Origin of the sequence: Kribbella orskensis (assembly GCF_004342085.1) — a bacterium.
Lineage (GTDB): Bacteria > Actinomycetota > Actinomycetes > Propionibacteriales > Kribbellaceae > Kribbella > Kribbella orskensis.
The window spans coordinates 97,643-112,912 of record NZ_SLWM01000017.1; the positions used below are offsets into that span (position 1 = coordinate 97,643).

Sequence of the window (15,270 nt, forward strand, 5' to 3'; positions counted from 1 at the left end):
CAGGGGCGGGGCGGACGTCAAGTCTCCTCCCGGAAGGCGCGGATCAGGTAGCCGAGGATGACGGCGAGGGCGAGGACGAAGATCACCACGGCGATCGCGGACGCGTAGCCCAGCTGGGTGGACTGGAACGCGGTCGAGTACATGTAGGTGCTGAGCAGCTCGGACGAGTGGTACGGGCCGCCCCTGGTCATCGACCAGACGATGTCGAACGACCTCAGCGAGTCGATCACGATCACCGACAACACCACCGCGTTCACGCCCTTCAACTGCGGGATCGTGACGTACCGGGTGCGCTGCCAGGCGGAGGCGCCGTCCATCCGCGCCGCCTCGTAGAGCGCCGGGTCGACCGCCTTCAGGCCGGCCAGGTAGAGCACCATCACATAGCCGATCTGCCGCCACAACGCGGGCAGTATCACGGCGTACAGAGCGGTGTCGGGATCCGCGAGCCAGGGCCTGATGAAGTCGCCCAGCCCGACGCCCCGCAGTACGGAGTCGACCAGGCCGTCGGGCTGGTAGAAGACGCGCCAGATGAGCGCGGTGACCACCAGCGAGAAGACGACCGGGGTGAACAACGCGGCGCGGTAGATGCCGACGCCGCGGCGCTCCTTCTGCAGCAGCAGGGCCATCCCGAAGCCGCCGGCGACGCTGAGCCCACCGAACAGCACCAGCCAGATCGCGGTGTTCTTCAGCGCGGTCCGGAAGATCGGGTCCGACACCATGTCGCGGAAGTTGCCGAAGCCGACGAACTCGGGAGCGGACAGGCCGTCCCAGTTCGTCAGCGACAGCCAGAACCCTTGCAGAGCGGGCCAGAACACCCAAACAGCCTCGATCGCGAACGGAATGAAGACGAACGCGAGGATCAGTGGGGAGACCCGCCAGGGACGCTTCTCCGTCCTGGCCCGGGTCCTGGTCTGGATCGCTGTTGCGGTCACGCTTTGAAGACCTTCTCCGCCGCCGCCTGCCAGTCCTTCAGGATCTTGTCGATCTGGTCGGGCTTGTCCAGGAACTTGGTCAGCGCGGCGTCGGCGGTCGGCTGCAGCGCGTCGCTGGAGTCACGGTTGAAGAACTGGGTCAGCTCCTTCGCGCTCTCGATCATCGCCTTGCCCTTCCGCACCAGCGGGGTGTCGGCGGACTTGCCGTCCGGGTTCGCGGGGATCGCCGTACCGGAGGAGCTCTGCACGTAGATCTGCTGCGCCTCGGGCGTCGCGAGCCAGGTGAGGAACTTCTTCACGCCCTCGGGGTCCTTGGCCTTCTTCGAGGCGAAGTAGCCGTCGGTCGGGGCCTCCTCGGCCACCGGTACGGCCGGGTCGATGATCGGGAACTGGAAGAAGTCGATGTCGTCGAGCGCGTCCTTGGGGGCCGAGTCGGCGAAGAAGGTGCCGATCAGGAACATCCCGGTCTTGCCCGCCAGCAACGCGGAAGTCGCCTCCTGGAAGGGGAACGACTTGCCCTTCGGGTCGAAGTACGGCAGCGCCTCCTGCCACTTGGTGAAGACGGCCTTCACCTTCGGGTCGTCGAAGCGGCCCTCGCCGGCCAGCAACTGGCGGTGGAACGGCGCGCCGTTGATCCGGATGTTCAGGTAGTCGAACCAGGCCGAAGCCACCCAAGGGGTGTCGCCGAGACCGATGCCGATCGGCGGGATGCCTTTGCCCTGGATGGTCTTGCAGACCTGAAGGAACTCCTCCCAGGTCTTCGGCGGGGTGACGCCCCACTTGGCGAAGTTCGACTTGCGGTAGAACATGCCCCACCAGTAGTAGCTGGTCGGCACGAAGATCTTCTCGCCGTTGCTGCTGGTGGACAGCGTCTGCATCGACTGCGGGTAGTTCTTCATGCTGTCCCAGACGCTGGAAACGTCCAGCAGCAGGTCCTTCTTGGCGTACGAGTCCGCCACCGAGCCGGCGTACCAGGTGTAGACGTCCGGCGGGTTGGCCGAGGTCAGGTACGTCGGAAGCTGGGTGCGGAAGATCTCCGACGCGACGGTGTTCAGCTTCACCGTGGCGGCGCCGGACTTGTTGTAGGTCTCGACCAGCTTCTCCATCGCGGCCTTCGCCTGCTCCGAGGAGAGGTTCGACTGCAACGAGAGTGGCCCGGTCGAGCCGGTGCTGCTGCCCGACCCGGGTGAGGGTGTCGAGGTGGCACACCCCGGCACCAGGGCCGCGGCCCCGAGCACTCCGAGCCCTTTGAGGAACGTCCGCCGATCAGCTGCCAGACCCGTCATGCCCTACTCCTGAGAATCTCGGCACCGACGGTGACCCGCCGTGCCAGTCGAGTGAGTGGTTCGTTCTGCGGAGGATCTTGCAGCCGCTGGTTCGGCGTGTCAATATTAATTCGTAAATTACGAGCAAATCGCTTGACGTGGCAGGGTGCTCACGATCAACTGGGTTCTCGTTCATCGTTGGAGACCGTGCGGAGGCTCTGGTGCGTCTGGCTGATCGCGTCATCGTGGTGTCCGGTGCCGCCACAGGTATCGGTGCCGCCTGCGTCCAGCGAGCGCTCGACGAGGGTGCCTCGGTTGTGCAGGTCGACCTGCAGCCGTGCAAGGAGGCCCCGGGCCGGGCGATCGCAGTACAGGGCGATGTCTCGTCCGCAGACACCTGGGACGAGGTGTTGTCGCGAGGGCGTGACGAGCTCGGGCCGATCGACGGACTCGTCAGCAACGCTTTCACCGTCGACGTGCAGCCGGCCCACGAGCTGACCCAGGCCTCCTGGCAACGCCAGCTCGACGTGAACCTGACCGCGGCCTTCCTCGGCTTCAAGACCCTGTACGCCGACCTGTCGGCGCGCGGCGGATCCGCGGTACTGGTGTCGTCGGTGCATGCGCTGGCCGGGATCCCCGGGCATCCCGCATACGCGGCGACCAAGGGGGCACTGGTTGCACTCGGCCGGCAGCTCGCGGTCGAGTACGGCGGGTCGATCCGGGTGAACACTGTGCTTCCGGGCCCGGTCGACACGGCCGCGTGGGACCGGGTCACCGCCGAGGGCAAGGCTCAGAGCGCACGGGCCACTGCGATCGGGCGGCTCGGGCGGCCCGACGAAGTGGCCGCAGTGGTGACCTTCCTGCTGTCGGAGGAAGCTTCGTTCGTGACGGCCGCCAGCCTGGTGGTCGATGGTGGCTGGTCAGCGGTGAAGGACTCGGCATGACGGTGATGTGCGCGACGGGGATGGGCTCCATAGTGAGGGGACGGGCGGCGTGACGGGGATTCAGCGCGGGGTGTCTCGGGGATTGCACGGGCAGATCGTGGAGGTGATGGCGCAACGCATCCTGTCGGGGCAGATCCCCGAGGGGTCGACGATCAACGTGCCCGATCTGCAGGCGGATCTCGGGGTCAGCCTGACCGCGGTGCGCGAGGCGCTGAAGGTGCTGACCGCCAAGGGGCTCGTCGACGCCCGGCAGAAGCGCGGCACGTTCGTCCGGCCGCGGTCCGACTGGAACCTGCTGGACGCGGACATGATTCGCTGGCACTTCGACGACGACGTCCGGCCCGAGCTGCTCGAGGAGTTGCACGAGGTGCGCGGCATCGTCGAACCGGCCGCCGCCCGGCTGGCCGCAGTACGGGCCTCTGACGCGCAGGTGCTCGCACTGGATGAAGCCTTGGCGGCAATGTCGTCGGCCGCCGACGACCTGGCCGCGGTCGAGGCGGATCTCGCCTTCCACAAGGCATTGCTCGCTGCCACCGGCAACGAGTTGCTCACCAAGATGGAGGTCATCATGGAGACCGGCCTGGCCGATCGCGACCGGCTGGTGCACCGGGTGAAGCCCTCCGACGATCCGGTACCGAGCCACGCGCGGGTGGTCGAGGCCGTCCGGGCGCACGATCCCGAGGGAGCCGAACTCGCGATGCGCGAACTGCTGGCGAAGGCCGCCGAGGACCTGTCGGCCGTGCGCGACTCGTCCGGCCGGGTCTCTTCCGACGGCGAGCCGACCGTGCGCAAGTCCTCCGGCCGGGGTCGCAAGTGAAGATCGAGCGGATCGAGACCTTCCTGGTTCCCCCGCGCTGGCTGTTCTGCAGGATCGAGACGAGCGACGGTGTCGTCGGCTGGGGCGAGCCTGTCGTCGAGGGCCGCGCGGAGGTGGTACGGACGGCGATCGAGGTGCTCTCGGAGTACCTGATCGGCCAGGACCCGCTGCAGATCGAGCGGCACTGGCAGATCCTGTCGAAGGGTGGCTTCTACCGCGGTGGTCCGGTGCTGAGCAGCGCCGTCGCGGGGCTCGACCACGCGCTGTGGGACATCGCCGGCAAGGTGTACGGCGCTCCGGTCGCGTCGTTGCTCGGCGGCCGGGTGCGGGATCGGGTGCGGGTCTACGCGTGGGTCGGCGGGGATGAGCCGGCCGAGATCGCGGACCAGGTCGCGGCACAGCTCGAGGCCGGGATGACCGCCGTGAAGATGAACGCGAGCGGCCGGATCCAGCCCTCGCCATCGCTTGCCGAGATCAACGAGATCGTCTCGCGTCTTGCCGCTGCTCGTTCTGTGCTTGGTGAGTCCCGGGATGTGGCGATCGATCTGCACGGCCGGGTGGGGGTTGCCGCGGCCCGGCGGATTCTGCACAGCGTCGAGGAGTTGCACCCGCTGTTCGTCGAGGAGCCGGTGCTGCCGGAACATCTGCATCACCTGCCTGAGGTGATCAGCAGTTCTACCGTGCCCGTTGCCTTGGGCGAGCGGTTGTACAACCGGTCGGAGTTCGTTCCCGCGTTGGACGCCGGCGTTGCTGTGGTTCAACCCGACGTGTCGCATGCCGGTGGGATCTCGGAGTTGCGGCGGATCGCAGTACTGGCTGAGACGCATGGGGCGTTGCTTGCTCCGCATTGTCCGCTGGGACCGATCTCACTGGCCGCCAGCTTGCAGGTGTCCTTCGCGACGCCGAACTTCCTGATCCAGGAGCAGAGTCGCGGGCTTCATTACAACGGCGAGAGCGACCTGATCTCGTACGTGACGGACCCGACGCCTTTCACCTGGGTGAACGGGCACGCCGAGTGGAATCCCCTTCCTGGATTGGGGATCACAGTCGACGAGGACGCCGTACGCGCGGCCGACCAGAAGGGGCACAGCTGGCGCAACCCGGTCTGGACCCACGACGATGGGTCGTTCGCCGAATGGTGATGAACCTGCCAGAGAACGAGGTCGTGCTGGACCTCGAGGACGGCGGCCGGTGGACGTCGTTGCGGATGGCCGGCCGGGAGTGGTTGTGGCAAGGCCCTGGTCTGGTCTCGGGATCTCGCGAGGGCATGACCACGTACGTCGATGTCGGCGGCCTCGACGAGTGCTTCCCCACCGTGCGGGGAACGCCCGACCACGGCGGTCTGTGGAACCAGCCGTGGTCGCCCGTGGAGGATGACGAGGACTGGGACGCTGTTCAGTACGAGGATGCTGTGCTGCTTCGCCGCTTCAACGGCGGGGACGTGCCGGACAGTACGGAGACCCACACGATCTGGGCGGACTATCGGCTGATCGCCCCGGCCGGCTTTCGCTTCGTCTGGGCAGCTCACGCCCTGCTCGAGTGCTCAGCCGGCGCTTTCCTGGACGTCCCGGACGGCACGACTTGTCGCCTGTACCCGGAGGCCGCTTCGCTGCTGGACTGGCCTGTGGGAGCTCCCTGGGTTGAGGCGAGCTGGCCTTCGCCTGCCGGGATTGACTTGGCCACTTATGGGCCCTCCGACGGGACCGCCGTCGGGGCTGTGCTGGTCGACTGCCCAACTGCTTCTGTGGTGGACGGCGCTCTCGAGCTCACCTGGTCGTTGAGTTGCCCTGGGCAACCGGTGTCCACTGCGCTGTGGCGGAACCTCGGCGGGTTTCCGGCCGACTCGTCGTACCGGAGTCTGGGTGTGGAACCGATGCTGGGGCGGGTGTTCGATCTAGCCGAGGCGGGACCTGGTGATGCGGCGGTGGTGCCGGAGTCGGGTGAACTGACCTGGCGGCTCGTGGTCTCCGCCAGAACAGTTTGAGCTGATGCCCCGATTGCCTCGCGCCCTCGGCCAGAACCCCGTCCGTCCTATCTCATCGGTCGAGCACCTCCGCGAGGTCGTCCGCGCGCGGTGCAATACGGTGAACCCGTCTCTGAAGGAGTGCACATGGACCTGCTTGCCGACCTCAGCCAGCGCAAGGTGCTCGCGATCATCCGCGCCGACGGACCGGACCGCGCCTTGGAGTGCATCCGCACGCTGGTGACCGCAGGAATCACCATTCTCGAGGTGTCCCTGACGACGCCCGGTGGCGCGGAGGCGATCGCGAAGGCCCGCTCGGAGTTCGACCCATCGGTACTCATCGGCGCCGGGACCGTCGTCGGTGCGGCCCAGGCCGACGAGGTCGCCGCGGCGGGAGCCGGCTTCGTCGTCACCCCGGCCATCACCCGCGGCGCCCACCGCAGCGTCGAGCTCGGCCTCCCGCTGCTGTGCGGCGCGCTCACCCCGACCGAGGTCATCGGCGCACTCGACCTCGGCGCGCTGGCGGTCAAGATCTTCCCGGCCAAGTTGTACGGCCCCGGCTACTTCCGCGAACTCCGCGCTCCCCTGCCGAACGCCCCGCTGATCGCCGTCGGCGGAGTCGACGCCAGCTCGACCCCCGAGTACCTCGCCGCCGGCGCCTTCGCCGTCGGTATCGGCTCTCCCCTTCTCGGCGACGCCGGCACCGGAGGCTCGCAATCCGCCCTCGCCACCCGCGCGGCCGAATTCCTCACGGCGGTTGCCGATGCCTGACGTTCTCACCTTCGGCGAGGCGATGGTCTCGATCCGCACCAGGGCACCCATGCGGCTGGGCGGTGAGGCGCACTTGTCGGTGGCCGGCTCGGAGAGCAACGTGGCTATCGGCCTGGCCCGACTCGGCCACCACCCCGCCTGGATTGGTGCTGTTGGCAACGACGAGCCCGGTCGCCTGATCCAGCGGACCCTCCGCGCGGAAGGCGTCGACACCAGCTATCTCCGCTTCTCCGACGACTCCTTCACCGGCTTCATCGCCTTCGACCAGCCGGCCCACGACATCACCCGAGTCAGCTACCACCGCCGCGGCTCGGCCGCCTCCACCCTGACCGCCGACGAATGCGTCGCCGCGATCACGGCAACTCCTGGCCAGGCGGCTCCGCGGCTGCTGCACGTCACCGGGATCTCGCCGGCCATCTCGGAGTCAGCTCGCGCGGCGACGCTGGCCGCAGTACAGGCTGGTGCTAAGGCGGAGCTCGGGGTGTCTCTGGACGTCAACTACCGCGCTCGGCTGTGGTCTCGCGTGGAAGCGGCCGCCGCTCTGCGTGAGCTACTTCCCCACGTGACAACAGTTTTTGCCTCGGACGACGAGCTCGGCATCCTCACCGACGCCAGCGAGCCGATCGCCGATCTACTCTCGCGCGGCATCGCGGAGGTCGTCGTGACCGCCGGCGGCAAGGGCGCCTGGTCGCACTCCATCGACGGCGTCATCCACCGCCCAGCACTCCCCGTCACCGTGGTCGATTCCATCGGAGCAGGCGACGCGTTCGTCTCCGGCTACCTCTCCGCCACCCTCGACAACCTGGCCACCGAAGCCCGCCTGGACCGCGCCACCTCCTCCGGCGCCTTCTGCGTTGGAGCCCACGGCGACTGGGAATCCCTCCCCACCCGCGAGGACCTGACCCTCCTCACCCACACCCACGGCACCGCCCTCCGCTGACCTCCGTCCGCGAAGGCGACTCAGCAGCTCTGGCCTGGGGCCGACGCCTCGACGCCGCCGCCACTCTGCTGTCCTGAGCCCAGACCGGCCCTCAGGACGTCGGACCGCAGGAGGTCTGTCTACAGCAGGTCGCCCTGGGCGGCGACCTCGGATTCTGGGTCGATGGGCAGCACGATCTTGAAGCGGGTGTCGCCTGGCTTCGAGTCCACCCGGAGGTCGCCGTGGTGCTTCTTGACCACGATGCGCCAGGAGATGTCGAGGCCCAGGCCGGTGCCTTCGCCGATCGGCTTGGTGGTGAAGAACGGCTCGAAGATCCGGTTGCGGATCTCGTCGGGGATGCCCGGTCCGGTGTCGCCGATCTCGACCACGGCATAGGCGCCGTCGCGCTTGGTGCGCAGCGTCAGGGTGCCGGAGCCGCTCATCGCGCTGACCGCGTTGTCGATGATGTTGGTCCAGACCTGGTTCAGCTCAGCCGCGTACGCCGGGATCGGGGGCAGCTCGGGATCGAAGTCCTTCACCACTGTGATGCCGTCCAGCTTGCTCGACATCATCACCAGGGTCGACTTCAGCAGCTCGCGCAGATCCACCACCTGGAAGGGCGCCCGGTCGATCTGCGAGTACTGCTTGGCCGCGCCGACCAGGGTGGAGATCCGGGTCACCGAGTCGTCGATCTCGTTCATCAGCGACTCGGTGTCGATCGTGTACATCAGCCAGCGGATCGCGCCCTCCAGGTACTCCGGTCCGACGGCGGTCAGCACCTCCTCCATCCAGGGCACGTCCAGGCCGACCGCGGCCAGCACCGGCGCGACGTCCCAGCTGTTGCGCACGTCGTGGTCTTCCAGCCAGTCGGTCAGCGAGTCCTCGGCGTCGCTGAGCTCCATCGGGGAGAGCTCCCGCGCCTTCGCCACCCGCTCGACCGCGTCCTCCTGGATCGCGACGAGCTGGTGCAGCTTCGTCGTGTCAAGGGTGCCGTCGGCAAGCATCGCCAGCTTGGAGCGCATCCCGGCGACCCGTTGGCGCAGGGTCGCGGCGGCGCGTACGGCGGCAGCGGCAGGGTTGTTGAGCTCGTGCGTGAGACCGGCCGACAAGGAACCAAGCGCGAGCAACCGCTCGCGCTGCCCCATCGTCTCGTTGGTCCGGCGCATCCCCTGCGCGAAGCCCTCGATCAGGTGCACCGCCATGGGGAACCAGGTGTTCATCATCGTCGCCATCGTGGCGGCATCGATGACGAAGAACTCCGACGGCTCGAGCACGTACATCGACGCCGTGTAGGCCTTGCGGTCGTCGGCGCCGAAGAATGCGTTGAACGCACCGGCGTACACGCCGCGCTGGGCGGTCCGGTTGATCTCCACCTCTTCGCCCTGGAGCAGCTTGCACATCCGGATCGAGCCCGAGGTCATGATGTAGCAGCAGCTGGCCTCGTCGCCCTCCCTGAACACCCGGCCCTCGTCGACCTTGATGACGTAGCCCTCGCGGGACAGCCAGTCGAGCTGGTCGTCGTTCAGGTGCTCGAACAGGAACAGGGTGCGCAGCTCGTCGCGACTCATCCGGAGGGTGTCATCGGTCGTCGTCATCAGAGCATCTCCAGGTATCGGTGCACCAAGGTCACTGCCATCGCTCCGTCGCCTACCGCGGAGGCGACCCGCTTCACCGACTCGGCCCGGACGTCGCCGGCCGCGAAGACTCCCGGCATGCTCGTCTCCAGGTGGTACGGATCGCGGTCCAGACTCCAGCCCGGCGGCCGGCCACGCAGGTCCGGCCCGGTCAGGACGAAGCCCCGGTCGTCGCGCAGCAGGTCACCCGGCAGCCAGTCGGTCCGCGGTGCCGCTCCGATGAACACGAACATCCACTCCGTGTCCACCTCCCGGCTCTCGCCCGTCGCGCTGTTGGTCAGCGTCACCCGTTCCAGGTGGTCGGACCCCTTGCAGGAGACCACCTGGGTGCAGGTGTGCACCTCGATGTTGTCGATGCCGTCGATCTGATCGATCAGGTACGACGACATGGTCGCCTCGAGTGAGGGACCTCTTACCAGCATATGCACGCGCTTCGCGTGTTTCGAGAAATAGACCGCGGCCTGCCCGGCGGAGTTCGCGCCGCCGATGATGTAGACCTCCTGGCCGGCGCAGCTCGGGCCCTCGGTGGTCGCCGAGCCGTAGTAGATCCCGCGGCCGCAGAGGTCGTCCACGCCGGGAGCATCCAGGGTTCGGTAGGAGACGCCGGTCGCCAGGATCACCGAGTGCGCGGAGATCTCGCTGCCGTCGGAGAACTCCAGCCGTCGGGCCGACCCGATCGTCTCCAGCCCGACCACCTGCCGGGCCGTGAGCAACTCGGCCCCGAATCGGATCGCCTGCCGCCGAGCGCGATCGGTCAGCTGAGCCCCCGACACGCCGTCGGGGAATCCGAGGTAGTTCTCGATCCGGCTCGACTGGCCGGCTTGGCCACCGGTCGCGACGGACTCCACCAGTACCGTGCGGAGCCCCTCGCTCGCGCCGTACACGGCGGCGCCGAGACCCGCTGGTCCTCCACCGACGACGACCAGGTCGTAGAACTCCTCGGCGGGATGGGTGGACAGCCCGACCTTGTCGGCGAGGTCGGCCTCGCTCGGGCGGATCAGCACGGTGCCGTCCGGGGTGATCACCACGGGCAGGATCGCGCCGTCCACTCCGGCCGCCTCGAGCAGGCGCTTGCTCTCATCGTCGTCGACGCCCATCCAGCGGTAGGGCACGGCATTGCGGGCCAGGAAGTCCCGGGCCTCGAACGACGGCGCTGACCAGCGGTGACCGATCACCCGGGTCTCGTCGGTGGGCAGCTCCGGGGTAGACCGCCAGAGCTCCAGCATCGAGTCGACCACCGGGTAGAGCTTCTCCTCCGGCGGGTTCCACGGCTTCAGCAGGTAGTGGTCGAGGTCGACCACATTGATCGCCTGGATGGCCGCATCGGTGTCCGCGTACGCCGTGAGGAGGACCCGGCGGGCGAGCGGGAACAGGTCCATCGCGGCCTCGAGGAAGTCGATCCCGGACATCCCAGGCATCCGGTAGTCCGCCAGCAGCAGGGCCACCGGCTCACCCCGGAGCTTGAGCTCGCGGAGGGCCTCGATGGCCTGGTCCGGCGCTTCCGCCCGGACGATCCGGTTCTCCTCGCCGTACCGGCGGCGCAGGTCGCGGGCGATCGAGCGGGAGACCCCCGGGTCGTCGTCCACGGTCAGGATCACCGGGCGGGCAGATGACGTAGGCATGCTCCTTTCATACCAGCGCGGGGCGAATTCCGGAGCACGTTAATCCGCAGGCGTAAGCGAACTCCCCGGCAACCGGACATCACGGCAGCGCCGCGAGGTACGGCGCGTGGCTGTTCTCGAACTCCCAGTTGTAGTACCGGACCCAGTTGATCGACCACGTCATCAGTCCCCGGAACGACGGGGAGGCGCCGCGCTCACGAACCCTCGTCGGCTTGGCTCCCGGCGTGACCACCGCGGACGAGGAAGAGTCAGGAGATTCATATCGTTCGAAGCCGTCCGTAGCAACCTGGTTGCAGGTTGTTGCAATGAGGGCTTGGCGGGGTGGCAGGTTTTCGCCAGCGGCTAGTTGAAGCCAAAACGGTGAACAAGCGGTTACTTGTGCGGGACGCTCTGATGCGTCCGGGCTCGGGGGCGGGCGACCGGGGCGACAGCCGCGGTCAGGACACGAGGGACGCACATCCGCCCGTCCCTCCAGCACTGGAGGAATCGCGTGAATCATCTGTCCTTGCGTCGGAGGACCGCGTTGATCGCGGCCGCCGTCCTCAGCACCGCCGCCTTCGCGGCACCGGCCGGGAACGCGGCACAGCTCGCGCCTTCACCGGGCTCTCCGCCACCTGACGACCTCAGCTCCTCGCTGCGGCTGCCCAAGTTCGCGCCCGGCAAGTACGTCGTGACGCTGGCCGACCAGCCGCTCGCCACTTACCAGGGTGGCATCGCCGGGCTGAAGGCCACCAAGCCCGCCAAGGGCCGCAAGGTCAACACCTCCAGCCCCGACTCGAAGGCCTACCGCACGTTCCTCGACGGCCGCCACAACCAGGTCGCATCGAAGGTCGGCGCCACGGCGACCCGGCACTACTCGACCGCGATCAACGCGTTCGCAGCGAACCTGACGAGCGCCCAGGTCGGCCAGCTGAGCAAGACGCCGGGTGTCGTCGCGGTGACGCCGGACCAGTTGCACAAGGCGCTGGACGACAAGAAGCCCGCGGACTTCCTCAAGCTGTCCGGCGAGTCCGGTGTCTGGTCCGCCCTGGGCGGCAACGCCGAAGCCGGCAAGGGCGTCGTCGTCGGCGTCGTGGACACCGGCATCTGGCCGGAGAGCGCGTCGCTGTCGGGCCCGCAGCTCGGGACGAAGCCGACCGCAGCGGACCCCTACCAGCCGTACCGCTCCGGCGACACCATCGTCATGCACAAGGCCGACGGGGACGACTTCACCGGCGCCTGCCAGGCCGGCGAGGACTTCACCGCCGACCTGTGCAACACCAAGCTGATCAGCGCCAAGTTCTTCGGCGACGCGTGGCTCGGCGCGACCCCGCCGGAGGCCCGGGAAGACTGGGCCTCGCCGCGTGACGGTGGCGGGCACGGCACCCACACCGCGACGACCGCGGCCGGCAAGGCCGGGGTGGACGTCGCAGAGGGCGGCATCAACTTCGGCACCATCTCCGGCATCGCCCCGGCGGCCAAGATCGCCGTCTACAAGGCGCTGTGGACCGGTAAGAACGACGTCGGCTCCGGCGGCTACACCTCCGACATCCTGGCCGCGATCGACCAGGCCGTAGCGGACGGTGTCGACGTGATCAACTACTCCGTCGGCTCGATCTTCGAGTCCTCGCACACGGACCCGGTCCAGCTCGCCTTCCTGTCCGCTGCTTCGGCCGGCATCTTCGTCTCGGCCGCAGGCGGCAACTCGGGCCCCTACGAGTCCACGCTGGACAACACCTCCCCCTGGGTCACCACCGTCGCCGCGAGCACCGTCGCGCCGTACGAGTCGACTGTTGTCCTGGGCAACGGTGAGAAGTACGCCGGGCTCAGCACCAGCGTCGCCAGCGCGGTCAGCAGCAAGCCGCTGGTCACAGGCGCGGACGCCAGGACGGCCGCCAGCACCGAGTACGACGGCTCGCAGTGTCTGCCGAACACGCTCGACAGCGCCAAGGTGGCCGGCAAGGTGGTCGTCTGCGACCGCGGCACCGGAGCACGCGTCGACAAGTCCGCCGAGGTCAAGCGCGCGGGCGGCGTCGGCATGGTCCTGCTCAACCTCACCGACCAGGACATGGTGGCCGACTCGCACTCCGTCCCGACGGTGCACCTGAACACCCCGGGTTCCCTGTCCGTCAAGGCCTACGCCGGTACTGCGGGCGCCACTGCGGAACTGGTTCCGGGCAACCTGACGAGCAAGACCACGCCGTACCCGCAGATCGCGGACTTCTCCTCGCGTGGTCCGTCCCTGTCCAGCAACGGTGACCTGCTCAAGCCGGACCTGGCCGCACCGGGTGTGAACGTCCTGGCCGCGGTCGCGCCGCCCAGCAACGACGGCCACAGCTTCGCGTTCTACTCGGGCACCTCGATGGCGGCTCCGCACATCGCCGGTCTGGCCGCGCTCTACCTGAGCAAGCACCCCGACTGGACTCCGATGATGGTCAAGTCCGCTCTCATGACGACCACCAGCGACGTCAAGACCGCGACCGGTGCTGTCAACGACGACCCGTTCGCGCGTGGTGCGGGCGAGGTCCAGCCGTCGAAGATGCTCACTCCTGGGCTCGTCTACGACTCCGGTGACGCCGACTGGCTCGGCTACCTGGAAGGCAACGGCGTCAACACCGGCACCGGCGTACCGGCGATCGACCCGAGCAACTACAACACCCCGTCGATCGCGGTCGGCCAGTTGGTCGGTACGCAGACGATCACCCGCCGAGTGACCGCCGTGACCGCCGGTGTCTACCGGGCGACTGTGTCCGTGCCCGGGATGAAGGCTGTCGTCACGCCGCCGATCCTGAATCTCCAGGCGGGCCAGACGAAGTCCTTCACCGTCAAGCTCACCCTGGACACCGGTTTGTCCAACGTGAGCACCAGCGGCTGGCTGACCTGGCAGGGCGCCAACACGTCGGTCCGCAGTCCGATCGTGGTCAAGCCGACCTCCGTCGTCGCGCCGACCGCGGTCTCGGGTTCCGGGGCGAGCGGCAGCGCCTCCTTCGAGGTCACCGCGGGCAAGGCCGGCGTACCGATCCGGGCGGTCGGCGTCGTCTCGGCGCCGCTGGTTCCGGGCGATGTCCCCGCTGGTTCGGCGGATGCTGATCTGCCGAACTACCCCGTCACCGTGACTGCCTCGACGAAGGCCGTCCAGTGGAACATCAAGACGGTGGACCCGGCGGGCAGCATCTGGCTCGTGCTCTACAAGGTGGTCAACGGTCAGATGCAGGCGCTGTCCTTCGTGGGCGACGGCTCGAACCAGGCCTCCGCGACCTTGGCCGCGCCCGAACCCGGCGTCTGGGGTGTCCTCGCGATCACCCTCTCGAACCCGCCGGGCGCCGACACCACGCAGTACACGATGCAGACCAACGTGGTGACCGGTGGCAGCGGGCTGACGGTGACGCCGTCGGTCACACCCACGGCGGGCAAGCCCTTCCAGGTCACGGCCTCGTGGTCCGGACTGCCGACGAGCCAGCGCTCCACCGGCTTCGTCGAGTTCCCGAACCGGGCCGGCACTGTAGTGACGATCAACTAGCAGATCAACAAGCACCGCGGAGCTGAACCGCCCTTGGGGCAAGGGCGGTTCAGATCCAGCGGCGGCGGGCAGCCTGCACGCCGGCCTGGAACCGGGTCTGCGCGCCGAGGGATTCCATCAGCGCGCGGACCCGGCGCTGGGTGGTCCGGGGACTGATCCGGAGATGCCGGCTGATCTTGTCGTCGGTGGCTCCGCCTGCGAGCAGGAGCAGGATGTCGCGGTCGGCGGGCCGCAAACTCGTGAAGTCGCCGCTGAACGGCAGGGCCGGCATCGGGATCGAGAGCGCCCACAGCATCTCGAAGGTCGCAATCAATCCGTCGAGCAAACCCGATGACCGGATCAGCAGGTGGTAGTCGCCGACGGCCCGCTTGGTCAGCCCGATCAAGGCGGTGTCGTCATCACCGACCGCCATCTTCATCGGCACCTGGGCGAGGACGCGGCTAACCTCCCCCGCCGACTGCAACTCCGGCAGTACCCCCATGATGTCCTGGCTCTCGAAGACCTCGGTGCCGTAGATCGCCCGGTAGCAGACCCCGGCCCGCAGCCGATCCAGCTCCAACTGCTGCTGGTTCGACGGCGGAGTCACGTACGGCGGCCGATCGAGCACCCGTACTTCGCGCTTCGCCTCCTCCTGCAGCCGCTCGTACGTCCGGAGCAGGGTCGGGCCGTCCTCGATCAGCTCGACCTGGTTCCCGGTCAGCACCGCCTTGCCGCGGGACCCACGCAGCTCATCCGCCACGCTGCGCAATCTCGACAACTGCGCGTCGAGCTCGTCCAGCGGATCCGCGAGAGTCTCTTCGTCCTCCACTACGCGTTCATCCTGCGTCGCCTGGTCGTCGTACACCGCCGGCCTCTTCGTCCGCTCGCCATCGCCCACAGAGTGTCAGAGTAGACCGCCTCACGG

The 15,270-nt window shown here is 68.1% G+C and carries 13 protein-coding genes; 7 read left to right on the top strand and 6 right to left on the bottom strand.

What is annotated here, in order from left to right; translation table 11 throughout:
* Positions 1-17: 17 nt before the first annotated feature.
* Both EV644_RS32570 and EV644_RS32575 read right to left on the bottom strand, forming a co-directional pair.
* On the bottom strand, positions 18-932 hold the full coding sequence (locus tag EV644_RS32570; protein WP_241999091.1) for a carbohydrate ABC transporter permease: 915 nt from the start codon (positions 930-932) through the stop codon (positions 18-20).
* Positions 929-2,218: an ABC transporter substrate-binding protein gene (locus tag EV644_RS32575; protein ID WP_132193219.1), complete on the bottom strand. Its 1,290-nt coding sequence runs from the start codon at positions 2,216-2,218 to the stop codon at positions 929-931. Before EV644_RS32575 ends, EV644_RS32570 begins: the two co-directional genes overlap by 4 nt.
* A 200-nt stretch (positions 2,219-2,418) precedes the next feature.
* On the opposite strand from EV644_RS32575, the gene EV644_RS32580 reads away from it, so the two are divergent.
* From EV644_RS32580 to EV644_RS32605, 6 genes are all read left to right on the top strand, one after another.
* Positions 2,419-3,141, top strand: a complete 723-nt coding sequence (locus EV644_RS32580) for an SDR family NAD(P)-dependent oxidoreductase (protein ID WP_132193221.1) — start codon at positions 2,419-2,421, stop codon at positions 3,139-3,141.
* A 49-nt stretch (positions 3,142-3,190) separates the two neighbouring features.
* Entirely contained in the window at positions 3,191-3,958 is a 768-nt protein-coding gene (locus EV644_RS32585; protein ID WP_241999093.1) for a FadR/GntR family transcriptional regulator, read from the top strand.
* A complete protein-coding gene (gene dgoD, locus EV644_RS32590; RefSeq protein WP_132193223.1) occupies positions 3,955-5,100 on the top strand; it encodes a galactonate dehydratase in 1,146 nt (381 codons plus the stop codon). Before EV644_RS32585 ends, dgoD begins: the two co-directional genes overlap by 4 nt.
* Positions 5,100-5,942: a hypothetical protein gene (locus EV644_RS32595; protein WP_132193225.1), complete on the top strand. Its 843-nt coding sequence runs from the start codon at positions 5,100-5,102 to the stop codon at positions 5,940-5,942. The genes dgoD and EV644_RS32595 overlap by 1 nt, the downstream gene beginning before the upstream one ends.
* 126 nt (positions 5,943-6,068) lie before the next feature.
* Positions 6,069-6,692: a bifunctional 4-hydroxy-2-oxoglutarate aldolase/2-dehydro-3-deoxy-phosphogluconate aldolase gene (locus EV644_RS32600; protein WP_132193227.1), complete on the top strand. Its 624-nt coding sequence runs from the start codon at positions 6,069-6,071 to the stop codon at positions 6,690-6,692.
* Positions 6,685-7,632 (top strand): sugar kinase, encoded by a 948-nt coding sequence (locus EV644_RS32605; RefSeq protein ID WP_132193229.1) that lies wholly within the window; start codon positions 6,685-6,687, stop codon positions 7,630-7,632. Before EV644_RS32600 ends, EV644_RS32605 begins: the two co-directional genes overlap by 8 nt.
* Before the next feature lie 119 nt (positions 7,633-7,751).
* Here the strand turns inward: EV644_RS32605 and EV644_RS32610 are convergent, their stop codons facing one another.
* From EV644_RS32610 to EV644_RS44795, 3 genes are all read right to left on the bottom strand, one after another.
* Positions 7,752-9,206 carry an ATP-binding protein gene (locus EV644_RS32610; protein WP_132193231.1) on the bottom strand — a complete coding sequence of 485 codons (1,455 nt, stop codon included), beginning with the start codon at positions 9,204-9,206 and terminating at the stop codon, positions 7,752-7,754.
* Positions 9,206-10,867, bottom strand: coding sequence for an NAD(P)/FAD-dependent oxidoreductase (locus tag EV644_RS32615; protein ID WP_132193233.1), 1,662 nt, complete (start codon positions 10,865-10,867; stop codon positions 9,206-9,208). Before EV644_RS32615 ends, EV644_RS32610 begins: the two co-directional genes overlap by 1 nt.
* 79 nt (positions 10,868-10,946) lie before the next feature.
* Positions 10,947-11,099 carry a hypothetical protein gene (locus EV644_RS44795; RefSeq protein WP_158292983.1) on the bottom strand — a complete coding sequence of 51 codons (153 nt, stop codon included), beginning with the start codon at positions 11,097-11,099 and terminating at the stop codon, positions 10,947-10,949.
* Positions 11,100-11,372: 273 nt separating this feature from the next.
* Here EV644_RS44795 and EV644_RS32620 point away from each other — a divergent pair, with 273 nt between their 5' ends.
* On the top strand, positions 11,373-14,366 hold the full coding sequence (locus EV644_RS32620; protein ID WP_199240119.1) for a S8 family peptidase: 2,994 nt from the start codon (positions 11,373-11,375) through the stop codon (positions 14,364-14,366).
* Between the two features lie 49 nt (positions 14,367-14,415).
* Here the strand turns inward: EV644_RS32620 and EV644_RS32625 are convergent, their stop codons facing one another.
* Positions 14,416-15,243: a helix-turn-helix transcriptional regulator gene (locus EV644_RS32625; protein WP_132193235.1), complete on the bottom strand. Its 828-nt coding sequence runs from the start codon at positions 15,241-15,243 to the stop codon at positions 14,416-14,418.
* Positions 15,244-15,270: the final 27 nt, after the last annotated feature.